The 25734-nt window shown below is 38.5% G+C and carries 24 protein-coding genes and 1 other annotated feature; of the genes, 2 read left to right on the forward strand and 22 right to left on the reverse strand.

Annotated features, from left to right (window positions below):
• Positions 1 to 72: 72 nt before the first annotated feature.
• The 11 genes from P7J49_RS09265 to P7J49_RS09315 all read right to left on the reverse strand — a co-directional run bounded on the left by P7J49_RS09265 (position 73) and on the right by P7J49_RS09315 (position 11327).
• Positions 73 to 873, reverse strand: coding sequence for an ABC transporter ATP-binding protein (locus tag P7J49_RS09265; RefSeq protein ID WP_002940641.1), 801 nt, complete (start codon positions 871 to 873; stop codon positions 73 to 75).
• Between the two features lie 9 nt (positions 874 to 882).
• A complete protein-coding gene (locus tag P7J49_RS09270) occupies positions 883 to 1776 on the reverse strand; it encodes an ABC transporter permease (RefSeq protein WP_002940642.1) in 894 nt (297 codons plus the stop codon).
• Between the two features lie 54 nt (positions 1777 to 1830).
• Entirely contained in the window at positions 1831 to 2805 is a 975-nt protein-coding gene (locus P7J49_RS09275; protein ID WP_408570515.1) for an ABC transporter substrate-binding protein, read from the reverse strand.
• 26 nt (positions 2806 to 2831) lie between these two features.
• Positions 2832 to 3788: an ABC transporter substrate-binding protein gene (locus P7J49_RS09280; RefSeq protein WP_408570516.1), complete on the reverse strand. Its 957-nt coding sequence runs from the start codon at positions 3786 to 3788 to the stop codon at positions 2832 to 2834.
• 642 nt (positions 3789 to 4430) lie between these two features.
• Complete coding sequence (gene lacD / locus P7J49_RS09285; protein WP_408570517.1) at positions 4431 to 5432, reverse strand: tagatose-bisphosphate aldolase; 1002 nt, start codon at positions 5430 to 5432, stop codon at positions 4431 to 4433.
• A 23-nt stretch (positions 5433 to 5455) separates the two neighbouring features.
• The gene (gene nagA / locus P7J49_RS09290) at positions 5456 to 6601 is read right to left on the reverse strand and encodes an N-acetylglucosamine-6-phosphate deacetylase (RefSeq protein WP_024395469.1); all 1146 of its coding nucleotides are present in this window, start codon (positions 6599 to 6601) and stop codon (positions 5456 to 5458) included.
• A 263-nt stretch (positions 6602 to 6864) separates the two neighbouring features.
• Positions 6865 to 7203, reverse strand: coding sequence for a YlbF/YmcA family competence regulator (locus P7J49_RS09295; RefSeq protein ID WP_024401417.1), 339 nt, complete (start codon positions 7201 to 7203; stop codon positions 6865 to 6867).
• 9 nt (positions 7204 to 7212) lie between these two features.
• Positions 7213 to 8316: a prephenate dehydrogenase gene (locus P7J49_RS09300; RefSeq protein WP_408570518.1), complete on the reverse strand. Its 1104-nt coding sequence runs from the start codon at positions 8314 to 8316 to the stop codon at positions 7213 to 7215.
• Positions 8317 to 8323: 7 nt separating this feature from the next.
• Entirely contained in the window at positions 8324 to 9490 is a 1167-nt protein-coding gene (gene aroC / locus P7J49_RS09305) for a chorismate synthase (RefSeq protein ID WP_408570519.1), read from the reverse strand.
• A 2-nt stretch (positions 9491 to 9492) separates the two neighbouring features.
• The gene (gene aroD / locus P7J49_RS09310) at positions 9493 to 10167 is read right to left on the reverse strand and encodes a type I 3-dehydroquinate dehydratase (protein WP_024411475.1); all 675 of its coding nucleotides are present in this window, start codon (positions 10165 to 10167) and stop codon (positions 9493 to 9495) included.
• Complete coding sequence (locus P7J49_RS09315; RefSeq protein WP_398582493.1) at positions 10164 to 11327, reverse strand: class I SAM-dependent rRNA methyltransferase; 1164 nt, start codon at positions 11325 to 11327, stop codon at positions 10164 to 10166. Before P7J49_RS09315 ends, aroD begins: the two co-directional genes overlap by 4 nt.
• Positions 11328 to 11442: 115 nt before the next feature.
• Between P7J49_RS09315 and P7J49_RS09320 the strand changes: the two genes are divergently transcribed.
• A complete protein-coding gene (locus P7J49_RS09320) occupies positions 11443 to 13629 on the forward strand; it encodes an LTA synthase family protein (RefSeq protein ID WP_408570520.1) in 2187 nt (728 codons plus the stop codon).
• Between the two features lie 443 nt (positions 13630 to 14072).
• On the opposite strand, the gene P7J49_RS09325 is transcribed toward P7J49_RS09320, so the two are convergent.
• The 6 genes from P7J49_RS09325 to P7J49_RS09350 all read right to left on the reverse strand — a co-directional run bounded on the left by P7J49_RS09325 (position 14073) and on the right by P7J49_RS09350 (position 19616).
• On the reverse strand, positions 14073 to 16568 hold the full coding sequence (locus P7J49_RS09325; RefSeq protein WP_408570521.1) for a pneumococcal-type histidine triad protein: 2496 nt from the start codon (positions 16566 to 16568) through the stop codon (positions 14073 to 14075).
• A gap of 546 nt (positions 16569 to 17114) precedes the next feature.
• Positions 17115 to 17474 carry a 50S ribosomal protein L20 gene (rplT, locus tag P7J49_RS09330; RefSeq protein ID WP_012028296.1) on the reverse strand — a complete coding sequence of 120 codons (360 nt, stop codon included), beginning with the start codon at positions 17472 to 17474 and terminating at the stop codon, positions 17115 to 17117.
• A 43-nt stretch (positions 17475 to 17517) separates the two neighbouring features.
• A complete protein-coding gene (gene rpmI, locus P7J49_RS09335) occupies positions 17518 to 17718 on the reverse strand; it encodes a 50S ribosomal protein L35 (protein WP_012027223.1) in 201 nt (66 codons plus the stop codon).
• Positions 17719 to 17744: 26 nt separating this feature from the next.
• Positions 17745 to 18251, reverse strand: coding sequence for a translation initiation factor IF-3 (gene infC, locus P7J49_RS09340; RefSeq protein WP_002940606.1), 507 nt, complete (start codon positions 18249 to 18251; stop codon positions 17745 to 17747).
• A gap of 40 nt (positions 18252 to 18291) precedes the next feature.
• Positions 18292 to 18420 (reverse strand) — a sequence feature (ribosomal protein L20 leader region).
• 26 nt (positions 18421 to 18446) lie between these two features.
• Positions 18447 to 19124, reverse strand: coding sequence for a (d)CMP kinase (gene cmk, locus P7J49_RS09345; protein ID WP_014637749.1), 678 nt, complete (start codon positions 19122 to 19124; stop codon positions 18447 to 18449).
• Between the two features lie 9 nt (positions 19125 to 19133).
• The gene (locus tag P7J49_RS09350; RefSeq protein ID WP_029186925.1) at positions 19134 to 19616 is read right to left on the reverse strand and encodes an SAG1386/EF1546 family surface-associated protein; all 483 of its coding nucleotides are present in this window, start codon (positions 19614 to 19616) and stop codon (positions 19134 to 19136) included.
• 50 nt (positions 19617 to 19666) lie between these two features.
• On the opposite strand from P7J49_RS09350, the gene P7J49_RS09355 reads away from it, so the two are divergent.
• Positions 19667 to 19861 (forward strand): ferredoxin, encoded by a 195-nt coding sequence (locus P7J49_RS09355; protein WP_044669890.1) that lies wholly within the window; start codon positions 19667 to 19669, stop codon positions 19859 to 19861.
• On the opposite strand, the gene P7J49_RS09360 is transcribed toward P7J49_RS09355, so the two are convergent.
• From P7J49_RS09360 to P7J49_RS09380, 5 genes are all read right to left on the reverse strand, one after another.
• Positions 19850 to 20338 (reverse strand): EbsA family protein, encoded by a 489-nt coding sequence (locus P7J49_RS09360; RefSeq protein ID WP_014637746.1) that lies wholly within the window; start codon positions 20336 to 20338, stop codon positions 19850 to 19852. The genes P7J49_RS09355 and P7J49_RS09360 overlap by 12 nt on opposite strands.
• Before the next feature lie 255 nt (positions 20339 to 20593).
• Positions 20594 to 21943, reverse strand: coding sequence for a hypothetical protein (locus P7J49_RS09365; RefSeq protein WP_408570522.1), 1350 nt, complete (start codon positions 21941 to 21943; stop codon positions 20594 to 20596).
• A gap of 90 nt (positions 21944 to 22033) precedes the next feature.
• Positions 22034 to 23005 carry a glycosyltransferase family 2 protein gene (locus tag P7J49_RS09370; protein ID WP_408570523.1) on the reverse strand — a complete coding sequence of 324 codons (972 nt, stop codon included), beginning with the start codon at positions 23003 to 23005 and terminating at the stop codon, positions 22034 to 22036.
• A gap of 68 nt (positions 23006 to 23073) precedes the next feature.
• On the reverse strand, positions 23074 to 24000 hold the full coding sequence (locus tag P7J49_RS09375) for a glycosyltransferase family 2 protein (protein WP_099872010.1): 927 nt from the start codon (positions 23998 to 24000) through the stop codon (positions 23074 to 23076).
• A complete protein-coding gene (locus P7J49_RS09380) occupies positions 23966 to 25714 on the reverse strand; it encodes a hypothetical protein (RefSeq protein ID WP_408570524.1) in 1749 nt (582 codons plus the stop codon). Before P7J49_RS09380 ends, P7J49_RS09375 begins: the two co-directional genes overlap by 35 nt.
• Between the last annotated feature and the right edge of the window lie 20 nt (positions 25715 to 25734).

Here is a 25734-nt window from a genome sequence, read left to right on the forward strand (position 1 = left end):
AAGTTGATTGTTTTTTTATTCTAGTGTACAGGTAAATCCACGAATTCTCAACTGGGGGTCTTTACATATTGTCTATAAAATCATCTCATCGTCAGTTAGCTTTTCACCACTGTTTTTGTAGAAAAGGTCCATCAAGTTTTGAACAGTCAAGTTCTTCTTCTCTTCTCCTTCTACATCGACAACAATCTGACCACGGTGCAACATGACCAAACGATTTCCGTATTCGATGGCATTTTCCATGTTGTGCGTAATCATAAGGGCAGTCAACTGGTGACTCTCGACAATCTTCTTAGTCAATTCCATGACCATATCACTGGTTTTTGGATCAAGGGCTGCAGTGTGCTCATCCAAGAGCAGAACCTTTGGTTTCACCAGTGAAGCCATCATCAATGTCAAGGCCTGACGTTGACCACCTGAAAGGAACTGCGTATCAACCTTCATACGGTTTTCTAGTCCCAGACCAAGCTCTTTCAAGGCTTCCTTAAAAATAGCACGTTCACTATCTTTGACACCCCAGCCAAGACCACGTGACAATCCACGACGATAGGCAATAGCCATGTTTTCTTCAATGGTCAAGCGGGAAGCTGTTCCCATCTTAGGATCTTGGAAGACACGGCTGATGTCCTTAGAACGTTTGGCAGCTGAGACATGCTTAATGGATTTACCTTCAAGCAAAATATCACCCGAATCAACCGTCAAGGCACCTGCAAGTGAGTTCATGAAAGTTGATTTACCAGCACCATTACCACCGATAATGGAGATAAAATCACCCTCTTTTACATCTAAGTTCAACCCACGAAGGACATGGTTCTCATTAACTGTTCCAGCTTCGAAGGTTTTATGAATATTTTGAATTGATAAAATTGTAGACATGACTTCCTCCTAAGCATTTCCATTCAATTTTGGACGACGAATATTCAATTTCTTCTGCAATTCTGGCACATAGAGAACGGTTGCCAGAAGGATAGCTGAGAAGAGTTTAACAAGGTCTGCATCCATACCTGGAATTTCCAAAATCGCTAAGATAATCAAACGGTAAACAACTGCACCCAGTACAACAGACAGCAACCTCCAGCCCAAGCGCAAGTTACGCAAGATAACTTCCGCTATAATAACAGATGCCAAACCGATAACAATGGTACCTGTACCAGAGTTGAGATCTGCATAGCCATTATTCTGAGTAAGAAGAGCACCACAAAGGGCAATTAGACCATTCGACAACATATAGCCGTAGATTTTCATATTATCTACATTGATACCATTGGCCTCACTCATTGGAATGTTATCCCCTGTTGAACGAATAGCTAGACCAATTTGTGTATTGAGTAAGAGCGTCAATAGGCCTACAACTGCTAGTACAAAGACCAGACCAATCACCAAAACAGCATTGGTTTTCGTTAGACCGAAATCCTGCAATTGGGTCACCAGTGTTTCTTGTTTGAGCAGGGCTACGTTGGCTTTGCCTAAGATTTTCAAGTTGATAGAGTAGAGACCTGTCAAGGTTACAATACCGGTCAAAAGGGCTGGAATTTTTAGTTTTGTATGAAGTAAACCAGAAATCAAGCCTGCACCCATACCAGCTACCATAGCCATAAAGGTTGCCAGCAAGGGATTCACTCCGTTCACAATCCCTGTCGCACAAACAGCAGCTCCAAGCGGATAAGACCCCTCAGCTGTCATATCAGCAATATCTAAAATACGAAACGTCAAGTAAACACCAATCGCCATAACTGACCAAAGCAAGCCTTGCGAGATACTTGATAAAATAATATCCACGATTTTCTCCTTTTTCTAAATTCGTAGTCAATACTAGGTTCTATCGTACCAATCTTATTCAGATACAGCAAGCTTAGAAGTATCGATACCTAATTTCTGAGCCATTTCTTCATTAACGTGAAGACTGACAGTCTCCGGGTATTCTACCGCTGTTTCTGACACATTGGCTCCTTCGATAATCTTAATAGCCATTTTTGCAGTTTGACGACCTAAAGCTTCATAGTTGGTACCGTAAGTCAAAAGACCTCCTTCATCCACCATGTCCGTTGAACCACCGATTACTGGAACCTTATGCTCCACAGATAATTCACCGATCATGGTCATGGTTGAAGCGACAGTATTGTCTGTTGGAATAAAGAGAGCATCTACATCCTTCATCAAACTTGTTGTCGCATCTTGTACTTCATTAGTCGAAGTGATGCCTTTTACCACTACCTTGTAACCAGCTTTTTCAAGCAATTCTTTGGCTTGTTCAACCTGAACTTCTGAATTACGTTCGCTGGTTGTGTACAAAATACCAACAGTCTTGGCATCTGGAACGGCTTGACCAAGCAATTCAACCTGCTTGTCAATTGGTGCCTGGTCAGATGTACCTGTCAAGAGACCGCCTGGTTTTTCAATCGATTCAACCAAATCAGCTGATAATGGGTCTGTAACTGCTGTAAAGACAATAGGTGTTTCCGTTGACACAGTCGCTAAACTTTGAGCAGATGGTGTCGCGATTGCTAAGACAATGTCATTTCCACCGATTAATTGTTCAGAAATAGTTTGAAGGTTAGCTTGATCACCTTGGGCATTTTGATAATCCAAAACCAATTTTTCACCCTCTTTATAGCCATTTGCTTCTAATTCCGCCACAAAACCCTCACGCGCAGCTGTCAATGACTCATGCTCCATATACTGAAGTACTCCAACTTTGACCACATCTGAGGAAGCTTGTTCTGATGATGAGGAACAAGCTGCAAGTGTTAGCAAACCCATACTTGCTACTGAAATAGTTGCCAATTTTTTTACTAGCTTATAATACATAAACGTTTCTTCTCCTAAATATTTTACTATTCTAATGCTTTTATAGTCGCTACATCAATACCAACAGCTTTAGCCATTTCTTCATTGACGGTAATAGCCGCTGTATTTGGTTTTTCAACTGCTAAGTCAGCTGGCTTTTTACCCTTCAAAATCTTCACAGCCAATTCACCAGCTTGAACACCGATAGCATGGTAGTCGACACCGTAGGTAAATAGAGCTGCGTCAATAACTGCCGCGTCACTTCCCATAGCTGGAACTTTTGCTTCTTTTAAAATATCACCGATTGTTGAAGCTGTAGAGGCAACTGTATTATCAGTTGGAAGATAGATAGCATCGACTTTTCCTGCAAGTGAAGTAATAGCTTGCTGAACATCATTTGTCGTCGTAACTGTTGTCACTTCTACCTTTACACCTTTTGCTTCGAGTGCTTTTTTAGCCTGCTCAGCTTGAACTTCTGAGTTTACCTCGCTAGAATTGTAGAAAATACCGACCGTCTTCGCAGTTGGTACAACTTTGAGCAACATCTCAATTTGACCTTCCACATCAGTTGCATCAGTCGATCCCGTCATGGTCCCACCTGGTTTTTCCAATGATTCAACCAAACCTGCTTCAACTGGATCTGTGACAGCTGTGAATACACTTGATGTTTCAGCATCTGCATTAAGCATGGCTTGGGCTGCCGGTGTTGCGATGGCAAAGTTAAGATCATTTTTCCCTGCCAATTTCTCAACCATTGTCTGTAAGTTTGCTTGATCACCTTGGGCATTTTGCAAATCAATCGTCAGATTTTCACCTTCCTTGTAGCCTGCTTCTTCGAGTGCCTCTACAAAACCTTCACGAGCTGAGGTCAATGCTTCATGTTCAGCATATTGAATAATACCAACATTGACTGAACTTGAATCTGACGAATTGGAACTGCATGCAGCAAGCGTTACTGCTGACAAAAGTGCTACTGAACTAAGTATAATTTTTTTAAATCCCATGATTATTCTCCTTTTATAAATATAATTGCAAACAAGAAAGGACCGCTTAGACTACACTCTAAACGGTCCTTATATTTCATCTGTATAGGAAAACAGAATGAATTATCCGTGCCATTTAGATGTATCATCTATGGGCACATGTCAAAATAGCTACAGCCACATAGATACAAACTTTACGTTCCCGTGTTTGCATCCATGTTTACCATGTCTACAAACACTATCTAAAATAGCCGTAGAAATAAGTATGATTAGCTGAATGATTTTGACACATTTGTAACATCTCTGTTTCCCTTTCTCATTTATTTGTAACTATCATAACTGTTTTCAAATTATTTGTCAATAGGAAATTGCGTAAATTTTCAGATTTTTCAAGTTTTTTCGAATTTTTCTAAAAATAACCCCCTATATTATTAGCTATAAAACGATCTGTCATCAGCCGCAGCTATAACTCAATTTCTAGCATTGACTTGAAACAGTCCCCTAGATTGCTTGCACAGTAAATGGACTGCTCAAGGTGGGAGATATAAGAGCGGAGTGCAAAATCAGGTCAACAACGACTGATTTTGATTTTCGAAGGGTATAAATGACTATATTTGATGTCACAAAAAAGTCTGAACCTAAGCTCAGACCCTACTAAAACAATTATTTTACTTCGACTTTTTCAGTCCAAGGACATGCTGTAGTTGCTAGAACCTCGTTGAGTTCTTCTACGTTGCGGCGGCCTTGATCTGCCAACCAAGCTTTGGCTGCTTCTTCACCCTCGCTTGCAAAGATGGCTACTGCATCCTTCCAAGTCGCCCGACCACACAGGACACCATTAAAGCTTGAACCAGCTTCTTTGGCAAAGACAAGTGTCTCTTGGAAGAGTTTAGCAGATACACCCGCACTCAAATAGATGAATGGCAAGTGGGTACTATCTGTTTGCTCCTTGAAGAAGGCCTTAGCTTCTTCAACTGTATAGACTGGCTCTTCATCCGTGTAGCCTTCTACAAAGTTCATATTGACAGGCACTTCAACCTTGAGCACGTCTGCATTATAACGTGACTTGCTAAATTCACGCATGGCGCCGTTGACCTTGTGTGGTTTGAGGGCTGCGTATTCACGAGAAGTCACATCCATATCGCTGGCATCGTAAGTCAAGATTTCGACAAAGTAAGGAATATCTTCTGCGATACACTCGCTACCAATACGTTCTACCCAGGCATGCTTAATGTCATTGATTTCTGGCTTGTCATCTACATCATAGTAAAGCAAGATTTTTACGGCATCTGCACCCAATTCCTTGATGCGCTTTGCAGACCAGTTTGGCAAAAGGTCTGGCAAACGACCTGGTGTGGACGCATCGTAACCTGTTTTTTCATAAGCAGCAATGAAGCCACAATCTGCATGACGCAATTCTGAAGCTGGAACACCATACTCAGCATCCAAGAGGATAGAGCTTGCATAAGGGGTCAAATCGCTTGAAATGACTTTTTTGAAGTCAATCAAAATGTCATCTCCAAATTCACCACCACCTGCTGCTGCAGCCAAAAGGCGTTTCAATGCACCACGTTGGTCGATCGCCAAGGCCGCAATCACCTGATTGCTGTTTGACAAACGGGTCATGTGGTCAAATTTAGCCTGAGAAAGTTGTAATTTTGTCATTAGTTTCCTCCTAAGGAATTTTATTAACCAAATCGTTTCACGCCATCTAGATAGGTCGCTTGTAAGCGTCCTGCATCATCTACGACGATAAAGTCTGCAGCTCGACCTTCTGCAATCCGACCACAAATATGGTCAATATTGACAGAGCGAGCTGGTGCCAGAGAGGCCATACGAAGGGCATCAGGTAGGGATACCAAGCCCCATTTCACAACATTTTGTACTGCTTCGATCAATTCTAAGATAGAACCTGCCAAACTACCGCTTTCTTTTAAACGAGCAGTTCCATCTTTTACAACAACTTCAAATTCACCGAGGCGGGACTCCCCTTCCCCCATACCGCCAGCTCGCATACAGTCCGTAATCAAAACAGTTTCCTCTGCTCCACGTGCTTTGACCACGATTTCTGCCGCAGCTGGATGAACATGGTGTCCATCACAAATCATTTCCGCATAGACATTTTTTAAATTCAAAGCAGCCCCGACCATACCTGGTTCACGGTGATGAAGCCCACTCATCCCATTGTAAACATGGACGAAGATATTGGCACCAGCTTCTACTGCCGCTTCCGCTTGCGCATAGGTCGCATCGCTGTGAGCCAAGGCAGTATGAATTGCCTTGCTGTTAGCAAACTCGATGAATTCTTTGACACCTTCACGTTCTGGAGCAATAGCAATTTTATTGACTAAACCTTTCGATAAGCTGTGCCAGTTGTCCAACTTTTCAATGGATGGATCGCTCATGTACTTAGGATTTTGTGCTCCCTTGTATTTTTCTGTAAAGAAGGGACCTTCTAAGAAAATACCTTGAATCTTGGCGCCTGTTTCCTGCCCTGCATAAGTCCCAATCGTTTCACAAACTGCATCTAAATTTTCAGTCGTATCTGTTAAGGTCGTTGGAAGCCAAGAGGTTACCCCACAAGACAAGAGGCCTTCTGAAATTACCTTGATCCCTTCAAAATCATTGTCCATAACATCGTGAGAAGCGTAGCCGTGGATATGTGTATCAACTAGCCCTGGTGCTAAATGAAAGTCCGAATAATCAACAATCTCCCCTTCAGGCTTTTCGGTCACAATCCGTCCAAACTGACCCTTGTCAGTAATTTCCAAATAGGCTGATTCGACCTCACTCTCTGGTAAAATAATAGATTTTGCTTTTATAAATACTGTCATATTATCTCCTTTATTGATATATATACCTATCAAACTGGTTATAACCATATACTAAATATATTGTAGAACTTCTATTAGAAAATGTCAAGTAATTACCATAACTTTATAAGAAATGGATGCTGTGAGAAGGTAGAAAAAAGAGTTCTTACTCCCCAAAGTACCGTTTCTGAATCTGTACTTGGAGATAAGAACTCTACGTAAGCAGTGTATACTAAGCGTCAATCCATGACCTAATACCCTGCCTCCTATCAAATATAAATATATTACAACAATTCGTTGAGAGGCTTGAAGATGATACGTTCCAAATCAGCTACATAAGTTCCCAACTGTTGTTGCTTGCTGAAATATTCCGTCAAAAGTGGATTTCCCTGAACTTTCTTGTTGAAATCCAACATTTTCTTTTGGTCAGCTTCAGTAGGAATTTCACCAGCCTGCAATTTAGATTGGATTTCTTTTTGGAAAGAAATATAACTTTCCAATATTTCTTTGGCTTCTGAATCCCCCTCAACTGAGACCTTAACGGCTTCCACCGCCTTATATTCAGGCAGGTTACGGATTGCACGTTCCAATTCATTTGCTATATCATAGATATTTGTTGACATAATTTTCTCCTAATCTGAATAAATTTTGTAAGTCGTCTGCTCTCTTAAACGTTTCGCAGCGTCTTCCAAATTTCCCTTGTTTTTAAACGTAATTTGTAAAATACCGTGTATATCTTCACGGTTCTCTTCATTGATACGAATATTGACAATGGAAATACCCCGTAAGACTTCCAAAACCTTCAAAATCGTATCTTCCTCATCAGGAACACTAAGGAATAAATCGTAGAAAGAATCAACACCTGCACGCTTGTGAATTTCCATGGCTTTACGAGTTTGACGTCCCTTATCAAAAAAGTCCCAAATTGCTTTTTGATCGCCAGATCTGAGAACATCTGAAATTTCTGAAAGACGTTCTTGAAATTCCTCGATTCGATTTAGAATAGAATCTGCATTGGTCAGCAAAATGCTAGTCCACATGCTTGGCTCACTTTCCGCAATCCGTGTCATGTCTCTAAATCCTCCAGCTGCAAAATTATTCGTAAAGGGATGTTCTTGCGCAAACTCTCCAGCTTGATGCATCAAACTAGAAGCCAATACGTGTGGAAAATGTGAAATTTGACTGGTCACACGGTCATGTTCTGCTGCATCAATCTGAACAAAACGTGCCCCCGTTCCAGATAACAAATCTGTCAATCGGGGAACCGCATCCCGCTTGGTAGCCTGACACGGTGTCATAATGTAGTAAGCATTCTCAAATAGATAGAGATCTGCTGCACTGGCACCAGATTTATGACTACCTGCCATAGGGTGGCCACCGATAAAATTAATTTGTCTTGGCGCCAAATGTTCCTCTGCAGCAGCCACAATTGCAGACTTCGTTGAACCTGCATCTGTAATCAAGACCGTATCCTTCAATTCAAGGGTACTAAATTCTTCAATTAAACGCAAAGAAACTTGAATTGGAACACAAAGAAGAATCACATCAGCCTGCTTTGCTACACCCTCCAATTCCGTTGACACCTCATCAACCATCCCCTTGCCCAAGGCAATTTGGCATGATTGTTCGTTAGGATCAAAGCCAATGAGGTGATAGTCAGGATGGTCTTTGCGAATACAGAGCGCAAGTGAACTTCCAATCAACCCTAGACCTACAATTAAAATCGTTTTTTTCATTAATTACCTAGAAATTTTTGACATAGTCGCGATGACTGGCTACTGCAGCTTTCAATTCCTCCATATTATCGGAAGAGAACTTCTCTAGGATTTCTGTCGCTAGAGTTGTAGCTACGACTGATTCCATGACCACACCAGCTGCTGGGAGAGCCGTTGGATCTGAACGCTCCACAGTAGCTTTATAAGGCTCATGGGTATCAATGTCAACCGACATCAATGGCTTATAGAGGGTCGGAATTGGTTTCATAACACCACGAATGATTAGGGCCTCGCCATTGGTCATACCACCTTCGAAACCACCTAGATTATTGGTTCGGCGTGTATATCCTTTTTCTTGGGACCAGAGAATTTCGTCCATGACTTGGCTCCCTTTTAGGTAACCAGCTTGGAAACCAACTCCAAATTCTGCACCTTTAAAGGCATTGATCGATACAACAGCCTGTGCTAATTTTGCATCTAACTTTTTATCCCATTGCACATATGACCCCAAGCCAGCCGGAACTCCTCCAACAACAGTCTCAATCACTCCGCCAATAGTATCTCCATCTCGCTTGATTTGATCAATATAGGCTTTGATTTCTTCTTCACGCTCTTGGTTGACAATGGATACTTCTGACTGGGCTGCACGCTCTTTGATTTCTGCTACGCTTAAACCATCTGGGACATCAATTTCCTTCCCTCCGAAAACGACTACATGGTTAGCAATTTCAATATCCAACTCAGCCAAAATCCGTTTGGCAACCGCACCAACAGCCACACGCATAGTTGTCTCACGCGCACTAGAACGCTCCAAGGAATTACGCAAATCATCAAAGCGATATTTCATACCACCAACTAGGTCAGCGTGTCCTGGTCGTGGATGTTTGATACGACGCTTACTTTTGAGCTTCTCTTCGATGTCCTCAACTGCCATAATATCCAACCATTTTTGATGGTCTTTATTGGTCACATTCAATGTAATCGGGGCACCGGTTGTCTTACCGTGACGAACACCAGCCGTAATCTCTACGCGATCTGTTTCAATCTGCATCCGACTACCACGACCGTATCCCCCCTGGCGACGTTTTAAATCTTCATTAATATCCTCGGCTGTTAAAGGAAGACCAGCTGGAACTCCCTCAATAATGGCTGTTAGACGTGGTCCATGAGACTCACCAGCTGTTAAATAACGCATACTTAATTCTCCAAAATTTCCAAAAACTTACGAGTATTGCCTAAAGACATCTGTCCAGGTGCAGATGTTTCATCTAAGCTGGCAAAAGTCCAGCAGGATCCTGTAATCACACCTGCAATACGCGTTAACTTCCCTAGTTCACCCATAGCGATTGTCGCAAATGTCTGCTCGGTGTTCAGCGATTTAAAACCACGAGTATAATTCATAACATCTAGGACGTCCTGCTCTGTCTTAGCCATTACAGCCATTTTAACAACAGCTGGTGACAGGCTAGTCAGTTCAGACATGATTTCCATATAATTAGACGGTGTTTCCTTAAAATTATGATAACTCAACACAAGATTAGGAAACTCCAACATCTGCTCAAAAACCGACTTATAAGAATAATATTCAAAATCAATATAATCTGGCTGATAAAGCGCTGCAACTTCTTTGATTAAATTAACATATTCTTGATCGTCCAAATCCAAGTGGCCACCTTCACGTGTTGTCCGAATGGTGAAAACCACTTCCTTACCATTACATTTTTCAAATATAGCAGGTGCTACTCTTAAAATATCATCTTTCGGAAGATAGTCTGCTCGCCATTCAACAATATCTGCCTCTGCTAGACGTTCTACATCAATGGCCTCTACCTCTTCCAGATTTCTAGGCATAATAGGAACTACTATTTTCATTTATCTACCTGTATCGTAAAGACCTTTAGGTAATTACTACTTTCATCATTTTTATTGATTACAAAATCGGCTGGCAAGCGATAACTTGCCTCATAACGGTGTTTTCTAACACCAAAACCTTTTTCAATCTGCCGCTTAAATTTTTCAACAGAAACATTTGCAGCGTTGGTCGAAGCGATAATAGTTCCACCTGTATTTAGTATTTCCAAAGATTGAGAAATCAACTTGTGGTAATCTTTGGCTACTGAAAAGGTTTGTTTCTTATTTCGTGCAAAGCTTGGTGGATCCAAGACAATCACATCATAAGTCAAGCCTTTACGTTTGGCATATTTGAAATATTCAAATACATCCATTACTACAAAGTGATGATTATCTAAGTCTAAACTATTAACCTTAAAGTGAGCTTTAGAAAGTTCTCGCGAGCGTTTGGCTAAGTCAACAGAAGTCGTTTCCCCTGCTCCGCCCATGGCAGCAGCAATAGAAAATGCTGCCGTGTACGAAAACATGTTCAAAAGTGACTTGCCTGCCGCCAGGCCATCCACCAAGGAACCACGTACCTCATGCTGATCCAAAAAGATTCCCGTCATCAGTCCATCATTCATAAAGACCTGATAGTGAACTCCATTTTCCAACACAGTGAAATACTCAGGGGCTTCTTCTCCATAAAGATGAGCAGACTCAAAGGCCAAACCTTTAAAACGAATCTTCTCATAAGCTCCTCTTACTTCTGGAAATACCTGTTGAAATGCAGCAACAATCATCTCTTTGACAGAATAAATAAAGGTATTATACCATGAAAAAACTGCGTATTCATCATACAAGTCAACCGTCATTCCACCAAAATTATCTCCATCTTGATTAAATAAACGAAAAGCATTCGTCATCTCAGATTGATAAAAATGTTGACGTTTCTGTTTAGCATCCACGAATAATTTAACAAAAAAATCCACGGTCAAGTCTTGGTTGCTTCTACTAAACAGCCAGCCTATTCCCTTATTCTGTTTGGACAAATAAGCCTGACCTAAATAGCTTCCAGATTCTGAATACAAAACAGCCAGCCTGTCTTCATCAAACGAAAAACCTGAAAAATCAGCGCTATCCAAGAGTTGAATCCCTCTGTTTATTTTCTGTTCTGCAATACGGTTTACCTTTATTTTCATAGAATTATTATAACATGTTTCTTCATATATGCCAAAAAAACTCTAAACTTTGAGGCTTATTTTAAAATTATGGTATAATGAACTAAGCTTTTAGAAAGGACCATGAGGTTTTATTGTGAAAAAACTAATTGACTACGTCAAGAAGAGCGGACAAACTCGACTTGGCTTCGTCTTGATTTTGCTAATCATTTACTGGCTCAAAACACTCTGGGCCTACTATGTTGATTTTAATTTAGATACCCAAGGATTTTTCCAAAATTTTATCGCTATTATAAATCCTCTACCAGTAGGGATTTTATTGCTTGGTCTCTCGCTTTATATAAAGAATACGAAAGTATTCTATAGTGTAGCGATGACCATTTATATTGTTCTTTTCGCCTGGCTCTTTTCAAATGCAGTCTATTATAGAGAATTTTCCGATTATATCTCCATTTCTACCATGATGGCTACCTCTAGCGTATCTGCTGGACTAGGAGAAGCGGCTCTTAAGTTATTTAGGCTATGGGATATTGTCTATTTTCTTGATTTTATAGCTTTTGGTTTCTTAGTCTACCGTAAGGCATTTCACTGGGACAAAACTCCATTTCATAAAAAATCTAGCTTTGCCATCACAGCCTTTTCAGTATTATTGTTCTCTATCAATCTCTTTTTAGCAGAAATTGATAGACCTGAGCTACTTACAAGAGGATTTTCTAATACTTATATCGTCAGAGCCCTTGGGTTACCAGCTTTCCTTGGCTACAATGCTAATCAAACCTACAATGCCCATAAGGATCGCTCTGGGGCCACTGCCTCAGACCTGGAGCCTGTAAAACAATATATTACAGAACATTATGCTCAACCGAATGACAACTACTTCGGTATTGCCAAAGGACGAAATGTTATCTATCTCCACCTAGAAAGCTTACAACAATTTGTTATTGACTATAAGTTGAACGTTAACGGTGTCGAATACGAAGTCACACCTTTCCTCAATTCTCTGTATCATTCTAGCTCTACTCTCGCCTTTTCTAATTTCTTTAACCAAGTGAAGGCAGGTAAAACCTCTGATGCCGAAACCATGATTGAAACCTCACTTTTTGGACTCAATCAAGGCTCTTTCATGGTCCAATATGGTGGAAGCAATACCCAGCAAGCTGCACCATATATTCTCTCTCAAAATGGTGGCTATACATCTGCTGTATTCCACGGTAACGCAGCCAGTTTCTGGAATAGGAACAACACCTATAAACAGTGGGGTTACAATTACTTCTTTGATCAATCCTACTTCTCTGAAGCCACTGCTGAAAATTCATTCCAATACGGTCTGAATGATAAAATCATGTTCGCCGACTCTATCCAATATCTGGAACATTTACAGCAACCCTTCTATACCAAATTTATCACAGTTTCCAACCACTACCCCTATACAACCAGCTTGATTGGGGATGAAATCGGCTTTCCATTAGCCAATACAGATGATGAAACCATTAATGGCTATTTTGCTACTGCCAACTATCTCGATGCGTCCATAAAGGCATTTTTCGATTACTTAAAAGCGACTGGCTTGTACGAAAACTCCGTCATCGTTCTCTATGGTGATCACTATGGAATTTCTAATTCACGTAATCCTGACTTGGCACCGTTGATTGGAAAAGATTCACAGACTTGGTCAGATTTTGACAATGCCATGATGCAACGTGTTCCATATATGATTGTTGTACCTGGAATGACCAACGGTGGGATTTTTGATACCTATGGTGGTGAGATTGATGCACTTCCTACTCTCGAACATCTTTTAGGAATCAAATCCGATAACTATCTTCAAGTTGGTCAAGATCTACTTTCCAGCCAACACAGCCAAATTGTGGCTCTTCGAACCGCTGGCAGTTTCATCACACCAAAATACACTAGCTACGAAGGTAAAATCTACTATACAGAAACTGGTCTTGAAATTACAAATCCAGATGAGACAACTCAGAAAGAAATTGATGCAATTAAAGAAGCTACCGCAGCACAACTAGCGACTAGCGATGCCATTCAAACTGGTGATCTTATCCGATTCTTCGACAATGGATTGCCAGCCTTGGATTCAAGTCAATATAACTACATTGACTCATTGGCTGCCGAGATTGCACTGGAGAATAAACTTGGTACACAATCGACAAGTTTGTATAGTAAAAACGGCAATAAATCAACAATTGAACTATTTAAAGCACCAAGCTACCTAGAACTTCACGGTAGTACAACTGCTACTAGCACACCAAATACTGGTACAAGTACAAGCACTAGCTCAACAAGTACCAGTTCAAATTCGCAGTAATACACTAAAAGGCTTAGAATCATGTCAGTTACTACATTGATTCTAAGCCTTTTTATACTCAATGAAAATCAAAAACAGGCTAGCTCCAAAGGTTTGGGGAACCTTTGGAGGTTGGAGATAGAGCGAACGTAGTTCGTTTCTACTTAGCAGATAGAACCCTGTTACTATTTTGTTTCAAGGTAACAGGCTGAGGCTGGGCAAAAAGTTTAATCTCGCTTCTCAGGGTTCGTGTCAACATCTCAGCGCAGTGGTTGATTGGCAGATTTGTTCGTGTTTTACACTCCAAATCTGACCTAATCAACTGTGCGGGGGCGGGAAGACGAACTCTTTTTTGACCAGTCGAGTTCTTTCCCGCTCCCACTCATCAAATCAAGTCAACAACGTCTGATTTTGATTTTCGAAGAGTATTAGACCACTATTTCAAATCACTCATCTCTATTGCATCAAGGAAATATAGAATCCTCACTAGACTCTTCCCCTGCTGATGGATTCTTAGGGACATCTATGGGTGCAACAGTACTACTTTCAGTTGCTTTTGTATCTTCTGTTGTAGTTTCAATGTCTGTTACAGTTTCTACTTCTGAACTAGGTGTCAACAAATCATCTAACCAGCCGTCTGCATCCTCTTCTCCATTCGGGACATCTGGAGTATTCGGCAATGGATTTCCAGGCAACCAAGTATCACCTGACTCAACCGTCCCATCTTTGCTATCACTTTCAACTTTATCGAAATGAATATCGTAGACAGTATCTTCCAAAATAGGTGTGTCCCATGCTACATTTGGAATAACAGGTTTTGTATAATCTCGTTTATAACCTGTATCACTCTTCAAAGATGGCGGAAAAATTCCAGCTTGGTTCAATGTTAACCCTTTTCTAACAAGGTAAACAACTGTTTTACTAGTTCCCAAATGAGTCTGAAGTTGACCGCCGTCACCTGCTCGAAATGCAAGAGCTACATAATTCTTTGGATCATGCCAATAGTAATTTGGATGTCTACTTGGATCATTGATGTCCGTTGGATTATCCGTATTTTCGGCAATATATGGTCCTATACGAGGAGCTGTTGTCCCAAATGCTGCCAAGCTCGTTGTGGCACTAACATAATCTGTATCTTTTTCTCCACCGGTAATAACTGTCCTAAACTCGATGAATTCATAATCTTTACTTGGAACCGGTTCTGGTACAACAAGCCCCTGCTCCTTAGCTTGTTTCCAAGTTAAGTCAGATTTCACAAAGTATATGAACCCTGCTCGAATCTCACCATTTAATTTTAAACGCCCATTGGCTATCGCACTATATTTAACAGGTACATAGTCTGACAGATCAATATTTGAAACATCATCACTTGGAGTGTAAATATTTTTGGTTGGCTTACGATAAACAGTATCAAAATCAGCATAAAAACTTTGATGTTCTCTTGCCATCTTACCAGACTTTGGCAAAGTAGCATTCCAACCATTAAAGACGCGTCCCTTTTGTTGAAGGGTCTGCGGATAGGTGATGTTCAAATCCTCCCAATTTAAATCTTTACGAACCAAATAATAAACTCTCTTCGTTTTTTTACCATTAACGACAAAATCACCAAAATCACTATTTGTACTGAATGTTACTAGAATGAAATTTTTAATATCCTGAAGACCTTCCGGATGATACTTTTGATGGACACCATTACGTGTTAAATTTTCTGTTGAACCTTCTGTATAAAAAGGCCCATATACCGATTGTTTCTCAATTGCAAGATTTACCGTTTCGGTCTTAACATCACGCTCAGGATCATCTGGCAAACTAGGATCAATTTTATAAACGTGCGCATGGTCCCCATGGCGTACACTCATATAGTTCCCGTCAATTGTAATGTCCTCACGTTTGACTTTAAAACGCTCCATGTACTGCTTAATGAGACGTTCTTTTCTCTGTTCAAGAGTTTCTCCATCCTTTTGCTTAAGAATACGATCCTCTGGACTTTCAAACGGCTTCCTTGTATCAATTTCCTTTAATAAAACAATATGTGTGTGATCTCCATGCGGATACTCTAATCCAATTTGACCGTCAACGATGACTTTCTTAAGATGTGATGGCTCTAAATTCAGTTCTTTTGCTAAGTAGTCCAATTTGGTTTGATACTCAGTATTATCTACCTCGGACAATGGCTTCTTATCCGATTCAACATTTGGTTTATACTGGTTCACAAGATAAGACCATTTACTCTTTTTCAATGTTTCAAAATGAATAAGATGCAAATGTTTCCCATGCCTTACTAGAATCCCGGTTTCCGTTACACCGCTGATATTTTGCCCATCAAACAAGAAACCATCACTCGTTTGAAAATCAATCCCCGGAATCCCTTCCTGTTGGTGAACGATAGGAAGAGTTGGCGACTGTCGACTATCAGAGGTCAATTGTCTGTGTGTCGTGCCACCTAAGCTTGATTTTAAAATATAGTGATAATGATCCCCATGCCGAACAGTATAGCCATTGGCATCCTCTGCGACAATATCTTTAGGATCAAAAACGTATTCATCTTCGGTCTGTTTCGAGCCTGACGATAATTGACTTCTATTAGGTTGTGAAGAATGTGTTTTTTCTTGATAGTTCTCAGGAATTAAATAAGCCCATTTTGTATTCTTTAAATCTGAATAAAAGAAAAAGTGCTTATGATCGCCATGATTGACAATAATTCCTAAATCAGTTTTTTCCTCAATTTGTGACTCATCAGTGAATAAAAATCCATCATCTGTCGCTTTATCAATCCCTGGAACTTCCTTTTTCGAATCTGAAGGAATCTCTTTTGATTGCTTTGATTGCGATGTTTCTATGCTTGTTATTTTTTGATGGCTCGATTGCTCTTTATAATTAGACACTTGATAGGTTACCAATACTACAGCACAAATAAGCGATACTCCTGCTACATAAAGCAAAGTCTTACCTTGTTTCATATCACTGTTTCTCTCCTTGCCTACTATTATATTTATGTTATTGATATGATAAATGGGAGTGGGAAAGAACTCGACCATTCATAGAAGAGTTCGTCAACAAGTCTTTATTTCTAGTTGTTGAGCTGAAACAGTCTATCCCCAGACTGTTTCACTCCCACCCCCGCATAGCTCCAAAGGTTCGGGGAACCTTTGGAGGTTGGAGATGAAGCGAACTTTGTTCGCAACAGTCGTAATGGTCAGATTTGGAGTGTAAAACACGAATTGCTGAGATTTGCTTCGCAAATCTTATCTCCAACCTTTAACAGTCCAGTGGACTGTTAAAGCCAATCAACCACTGCGCTGAGATGTTGACACTAACGTTGAGAAGCAGTGCTGGGCTTTTTGCCCAGCTTCATCGCCATATCCATTTACTTCATAAAATAAAATTTGTCGCCTTTTTAATTTACCATTTAAGTATATCGTTCAAATTGAAATTTAGCAAGCCACGAGCGAATTAAAACAAAATAAAGAGCTTGGTACACAGACCAAACTCTTTATTTTATATATTTATTTAGCAAGTTTTGCTTTAGCAGCATCTGCAAGAGCTGTGAAAGCTGCTGCATCGTTTACTGCCAAGTCAGCAAGCATTTTACGGTTAACTTCAATTTCAGCCAATTTCAAACCGTGCATCAATTGTGAGTATGACAAACCGTTCATACGAGCAGCCGCGTTGATACGAGTGATCCACAATTTACGGAAGTCACGTTTTTTCTGACGGCGGTCACGGTATGCATAGTAGTAAGAGTTCATTACTTGTTCTTTCGCAGTGCGGAACAAGAGATGTTTAGCTCCATAGTAACCTTTAGCTAATTTTAAAATACGTTTACGGCGTTTACGAGAAACAACGCCACCTTTAACACGTGCCATTTAATTTTCCTCCAAATAATAATCTAAATTCTAGTAAGTCGGCTTATTTCAAACCTGTAAGCATTGATTTGATACGCTTGAAGTCACCAGCATGTACCATACCTGCTTTACGAAGGTGACGACGTTGTTTTTTAGTTTTACCGTGGAAACGGTGTGAAGTATAAGCGCGGAAGCGTTTCAATCCACCAGAACCTGTACGTTTGAAACGTTTAGCTGATGCGCGGTGAGTTTTTTGTTTTGGCATGTTAATTCTCCTTTTGCTTAAAAAGCTTATTTTTTATCTGAAGCTGGGGCCAATTGCATAAACATTTGACGTCCGTCCATCTTAGCGCGTTGTTCGATAATGGCAATATCTTGGGTTGCTTCAGCGAACTCAGCTAATACTTTCGCTCCAACTTCTTTGTGGGTAATCATACGACCCTTGAAACGGATCGAAACCTTAACCTTATTTCCTTTTTCAAGGAATTTACGGGCATGACGAAGTTTTGTCTCGAAGTCCCCTTTATCAATAACTGGACTTAGACGCACTTCTTTTACAGTGACAACACTTTGTTTTTTGCGTTGTTCTTTCTGTTTCTTCTGATATTCAAATTTGAACTTACCGTAGTCCATAATTTTCGCTACTGGTGGTTTAGCTTGTGGTTGAATCAATACTAAATCCACGTTGGCGCTATCAGCAATGGCCTGAGCCTCATTGAGCGGTTTGATTCCCAACTGTTCACCCTCAAGACCGATAAGACGAACTTCACGCACTCGAATTTCATCATTGATGAACAAATCTTGCTTTGCTATGGCTTTTCACCTCATTTTATATTTTTCGAGAAAAACGAAACGGACTTGCTAAACAAGTCCGCACTACACCATTATTCTTTCCGAAGAAATCTTAATCCGTAGAGCCAGACAACGTTAGTCGCAAGGCGAGAAGCTCTCACTTCTGCTTTTCTCAATACGACTATTCTAACATGTCTAAAACTACTTGTCAAGAATTTCTTTCGCTTTTTCGGAAATAAATTTCACTACACCTTCGATGGATACTCCTGTTGTATCAAAGGTAATGGCATCATCTGCCGCCTTTAAAGGAGAAACTTCTCGATGAGAATCTTTATAGTCACGAGCTGCAATTTCCTGCTTTAGAGATTCCAAGTCGGTCTCAATGCCACGTTCCGTATTTTCCTTAAATCGACGAAGGGCCCGCTCTTCAACAGAGGCAATAAGGAATATTTTGAGTTCTGCCTGTGGTAAAACAACTGTTCCAATATCGCGACCATCCATGACAATACCACCAGCCTGGGCAATTTCCTGTTGCAGGCGTACCAATTCTTCCCGTACTAGAGGAAGTGCTGCTACCGCCGACACATTATTTGTTACTTGGTTATCACGAATTGGCAAAGTAACATCTTCATCACCCACAAAAACTAATTGTTGGCCATTTTCATCACGCCCAAATCGAATGGGATACTGAGCAAGCAAGGCCACGATTCTATTTTGATCTGTGACCTCTATGCCGTTTGTCAAGGCTAGATAGGTAGCCGAGCGATACATAGCGCCTGTATCTAAGTAAGTATATCCAAAATTTTTAGCAATAATTTTAGCAACCGTTGACTTCCCACTTGAAGCTGGACCGTCAATTGCAATTTGAATTGATTTCATAACTCCTCTTTATCTAATACGGACTACATCACCTGGATGCGCAAGCCAAGACCCTGTGGTCATTTTCTCTGGATTTAATCGCTCTAGCTCAGCAATTGAAATCCCGCCACGTGCGGCTAATTGTCCAACACCTTCACCTGCTTGAACAGTAAGGGTAGAGCCATCCGTAGCCTCTGCTAGACTGGAACTTGTTTCCGTTGTTTCTGTTTCTGTCGCATCAGTAGAAGTAGACTCCTGTGTTTCTGCAACTGAAGTTGAACTTTCTGCTACAACTGCAACGGAGCTTGGATTATAAAATTCCTTAGTTGAATCTGTTTTACTTCCTCCAACCGACAAATAGATGGCAGTGATACCAATAATCAGTACGATAACAAAGAAAATAATTGCCAAAACTGTAAATACTGTTGTACTTGCTACTCCCTTGTTTAAACGTTCTTTTCGACTAACTGTTTCTGTTTGATAAACTTCTTCATTCCATGGCTCTTGTGACATTATCGAGAAAACTCCTTGTATTTTTATTAAAATATGATTACAATACTAATATGAAAATAAAACTTATTCCTGAACGGTGCATTGCCTGTGGGCTCTGCCAAACCTATTCATCTATATTCGATTATGATGACGACGGTATCGTTGTTTTTTCAGACGACTCACAATTTGAGAAAACGATTGAACCCAATCCAGATATTCTCAAAGCCATCAAATCATGTCCTACAAAAGCCATTTCAACGGATTGATTTGGCTTTTTTTGTATAATACTCTTCAAAATAATCCTGTTTTATTAAATGGTCTATTAATTCAATCTCACCCTTGAAGCAATTATGAATAGCTAAATGGTTAATAAAGTATTTTTTCGGCCATTTGCGCATGTGATACACCTGCCCATTGGGAAATTCTTGTGAAAATATGCGAATGGCTAGATAAGAAACTTCAATTTTTTCTATGGTAGCAATTTCAATTTTCTGTACTGCAAAAGGATTAGCTGAAGCAATCCGTAAATGCTTTTCTTTTATCTCGAAATAGCGATGTAAGCCAAGCACTACTAATACAGCAAAGAGAGAGAGAAGTAAGATAAATAATCTTGAAACTCTCAACTTTTCCAATAAAAGTGTCATACCAATGAAAATAGGCGTGAAGGTAAGTGACCAGTAAATAATGGCCCATGATAAATCCGGTTGCCAATGGTAACGAATTTTACCAAAAATTTTGATCATATCGGACCTCCATCTATTATTCTAGCACAAAAATAGAGATTTTCCTATGAAAACCTCTATCTTTTGAATTTTTTTATTACATTTATATGACAACGGCGTCTTATTTGTAAAAGAAATGAAATATTTTACTTCTCTCTATTACGAACTTTTCAGCAACCATTTATAGTTGACAAGGTTTACTTGCCAATAAACCTTAATTTATTGAACAAATTTTAAAATCCACAAATTCTTTGTATTTTACCATAATAATATATATCAATGATAAATAACACCGAGTCCTCGAATGATGTAAAAATCATAAATATAACTTTTGAAAATATGAATACTACTTAAAATAAGTAAGAGAGCCGAAATAAGGAAAACCAGTCTTTGAATTTTCGGATACATTTTTAATAACTTCCAATACCCGAACATCATCATCAAGCATAGTGGAACAAATAATCCAATGATATATCTACCTTGTGGCTGATAATCAGTAAAGTAACTCCTATAAACGTGTAAAAAAATAGTTATTAGCATTGAGCCTGCAAGTGATAAATATGCAAAAATTTCCCATATCGAGAGCTTTATTTTAAACTTATAAAAAATGCTAAAACATACTCCAATTATCAAACTATACCAATAGACATTGTAGAGAAAGTCTGACAGAACCAAGGACATATAGCTAAATCGACCAATAAATGACTGCCAAGTCCAAACAATAAAATCATAGTTACGCCAAGTAAAAAACTCTATAAAATTTCTACCATAACTGATAGCGCCATTTAACATTGACTCACCACCTTGTTCAATCCATTTTTGATGAGCAGCTTCAAAGGCACTACTGCCAAAAAAATCTCCATATAAGAGATAATTTCTTACAAAAAATGGTGCAACAACGACAATTAGGATAATTGATAATAAGACACAATGATTGATTTTCATTGCGAAGCTATTGTTCTTCAATGTATTAGAGTAGTTAATTGCGAACAGGAAATATATACCAGCAAACAATACAAAACCATAGGTATTGATATATCCTAATAAGCAAACAATAAAACCCAATGCTAAATAAATTGTATCAAAATATGTCCACGTGCGAGCAATGCTTGTTTTTACAACTACATCAGTGACTAAAGCTACTCCCAACAATCCAATGATATCATTATTAACGTAGGAGGACAAAAAGATAATTTGTGGCCAAAGTCCAACAAATAAGATTGTAAACAAGCAAATCATTTTACTTTTTGTGATTCTCCAGACAGAAAGTGCAATCACATTTGCAGTCAAAACTCCGCTAATAACACTAGTAAATCTCGCAGCTAATAACAGTGCCTGGTCACTTTGGCTAAATAGACTCGTCACTTTCATGAAAAGCGCACTAAACAATGGAGCTAGAAACTGAGAATAGAAGCCATAAGACCAATTTCCACCTCTATCAAATAAAGTTTCGGTATCATAGCCAGTTGGAAGATGTCCGTGCTTATATATAAACATTGGAATCTTATAGCGTAAGTACTCATCAGGAGCACCATCAAATGGAATTGTTTTTGCCCATGCTAAATAGGTTAAAAACAAAACAGAACTGAATAGAATTAAAAAAATTTGGAATCTATAACGTTTCATTAGTTCTCCATAAGTAAAATTTTTAATCAATAATAACATAACCAATAATAAGGTGAATACTACTAATACTAGAATCTCTATAAAAAGTAATTAGTCCCCATGCTCTATTTCAGTTCTATCACTAATAATATATTTAGGTCTGTGTTTTACTTCTAAATAGATTTTTCCGATATATTCACCAATTATCCCCAGACATACTAATTGAACGCCACAAAATAGGCTGAGTAAAGTACCATTTGATGCCCAACCTGAAACGGTTTGACCAGAGAAAAACTTGATAAAAATCCAAAGAATTACTAAGAAACTAATAAAAGCCATGAGCAAGCCTAAAACTGTTACCAATCTAATAGGTTTTACACTTAAACTAGTAATCCCATCAAATGCAAGATTTATCATCTTATTCAGTGGATACTTACTTTTCCCTGCTACTCTCTCGTTACGCTTATAATAAACTGCAGAGCTATTAAAACCAACCAGAGGAAACATACCTCTCAAAAACAAATTGACCTCATCAAACTTTTTGAATTCGTTCAGAACTTTACTAGAAACCAAACGATAATCTGCATGATTATAGATAGCTTCCACTCCCATCATATCCAGCATTTTATAGAAGAGGTGAGCGGTTGTTTTCTTAAAAAATTTATCAGAATCACGATCATTCCTGACACCATATACAATTTCTGCTCCTTGCATATATGCAAAAATCATTTCATCCATTGCGTCAATATCATCTTGACCATCACAATCAATGGAAATCGTAATATCCGCCCAATTTTTACTTTCCATCAAGCCGGCATAAACTGCATTTTGATGTCCTCTATTTCGACTTTGACGCAATCCAGTACAATGAACTGATTGTTTTGATAGATTAGAAATAATTTTCCATGTATCATCTTTACTTCCATCATCTACAAATACTATTCTACTATTTTTAGCAACCAAACCTTCTTCAATTAGTGATTGTATTTTCTTTAAAAACAATGGAGCAGTAATTGGTAAAACATCCTCTTCATTATAGCAAGGAACAATAATTGCTAAAATGGGCAATTCTAAAAACTTCACTATACTCCTCTTTTCCACTTACTTTAACGAACAATATCAGTATATATCCAAAAGTAGTAACCAACTATTTAACTTTTTTCTTTTACTATATAGATTGGCCTTTTCTTTGTTTCTAAAAAAATTTTTGAAATATATTTACCAATAATACCCAAAGCTAATAATTGAATCCCACCTAAGAATAAAATAACTGTCACTAGGCTCGCCCAACCTGGAACTGGATCAGCAAAAATTAGTTGGCGAATAATAACAAAAATAGTACTTATTATTGAAACAATAAAAGAGCAAAGTCCAGCCCATGTAGCAAGTGTTAATGGTACATCAGAAAAATTTATAAATCCCTCAACAGAATATTTAAATAAACTCCAAAAATTCCATGATGTTTCTCCTGCAATTCTTTCACGATTTTCATAAGAGATATAGGTAACTTTATAACCTACCCATGAAAATAATCCTTTAGAAAATCGATTTACTTCTTTTAATTCTAAAATACTATTAACAACTTGTCGAGTCATTAACCGAAAATCTCGTGCTCCATCAACCATTTCCGTACTTGATACTCTATTCATTATCTTATAAAAAAGGTTAGCAAAAAATGAGCGAATAACTGGTTCCCCAGTGCGATTGGATCGACGAGTTGCAACAATATCGTAACCTTCGTTTATTTTCGAATACATTTCAATTAGAAGTTCTGGAGGGTCTTGCAAATCAACATCCATAACGGTCACAAAATCTCCATCGGTCGACTCCAATCCAGCCAGCAATGCAGCTTCCTTACCAAAGTTTCGTGAAAAAGAAATAAAGTGTATATTCGGATTTTGGCTTGAAACTTCCTTCAAGACTTTTAAAGTACCGTCTGATGAGCCATCATCTATAAATATATAGCTAAATTGAAGTTTACTGCTTAATTCATTTTCAATTTTCGTTATAGATTCTAAAAAGGGAACAATTGTCTTTTCTTCGTTAAAACATGGAACGACGACCGATAGTTTTTTCATTTAATTTCTCCAAAATTTTACATACCACCAAATAACAAAATAAACATACAAAAGATATACTTTCAACCGTGAAACCTATTTTTTGTAAAGTAGTTTTAGCAAAGTAAACTGATACATGACCACTGGAGGAAATTTTAAGAGTAGCCCTTCCATCATATAATGCTTTCTTATTATTTTCTGGTTTTCCTACTTGTAAATCAGCATGTATTTCCTCAGGAGTTTTTTCAACATAGAATATCTGAGGTTGACTTCCGTTCGCACCTTCCGAATACTCAGCGATATATCCTTCATACCAAATTCTTGGGAGTACAATTAGCTGTTCCTCCCCTTCACTGGCCAATTTTACATCAAACTCTAATAAATTATAGCCATGTCTAATATTCGTAACTTCAACAGAGTCTCCGTCAAATTCAAAATTGTTAATAACACCATTTCTAATATTTTCATGATTGACATCTATGTTCAGATATTCATCACCAGATGTATCATATTGATAAGTCAGAGGATTATTATATGCATTTAAAGCATCCTGATTTGTATTAAATATAATTTCTCGAGTAGTTGATGTATAACCTCTCTCAGAGTAGGGAATGCCATCTATTGTAAATCTCATTGGAAACGCATAAATATAAATTAAAAACTGAAGAACAGTTGCTAGAATTACTATATTTTTGGATGCTGATTTAGCAAGTGCAAAAATGACAAAAACCGGTAACAGATAGATTAAGCGCTCGGTATACTGAAAAACTGATAAAAAGGACTCCCTTAATAGATGCCATGGTAAGATGTTAGAAGAAAAGATAAACATTAACACTGTAGCAAAAACTAGTTGCTTTGAGAAACGATCTAATTTTCTAATGGAAAAAATAGCTAGTAAAATAAATACATATATAATCGGCCAATAATAATTAGATAAAATAGACAGAATGCTACCGGGAGCCATTAGGGCGCCAGAGGGAAACGGATGGTCACGTAATTTCCAATTAACAAAAAATATTTGTGAAGCACTCTGCCCAAGATACTGAACAATAAAACCACTTAGCAATAAAATAGAAATAAGAACAGAGTAGATAAAAGATTTTATTTTTTTGAAACTTAGCAAATCTATATTCAGCAGAACTAAAACTAATGCAAAAATAGCTAAGACAACTGTAGATATTATATGAGTTTGAACCAATAAAGAAATTACAATTGCTAAAAGGATTGGATTGCACTCATCTTTATAAATCACTTTGTAAATTGAATATAATAACAGCGGAATCAGTGGTACCACCGCAGTCATCCCAAATCCAAAATACGTCACTGAACAGGATATTGCAATGGCTCCACAAAAAGAGTGAAGCCACCTTCCTGTCATCTTTTCTAAAGTAAAATAAGTTGTGCAAACTGTTGCGAAAGTCGATTGCCAGACCAACACAGCAAAAGAAAGTGTAGCAACCTTTGTTTTAATAAAAACTATAGCAGGAAGATATAAGACCCAGTTACCATAAAACATAGGTACACCATAGCCTGAGCCTTTAAGAAAAACATAGTTTAAGCTAGGTAAAAAATCATAGTTGCGAATAGATTGAGCTAGACCAACAATTCTGCCTAGATGAAAAGGATAATCATATATTATACTTGACATATTTGCAGAATAATAAGAAATAATTGTAAATAACACTGAATATATAAATAGGTAAATATACCTATTATAAACTATCTTTTTTATCATGAATACTCTCCACAGGTAGA

It is taken from the genome of Streptococcus suis (genome assembly GCF_046032515.1).
GTDB lineage: Bacteria > Bacillota > Bacilli > Lactobacillales > Streptococcaceae > Streptococcus > Streptococcus suis_AL.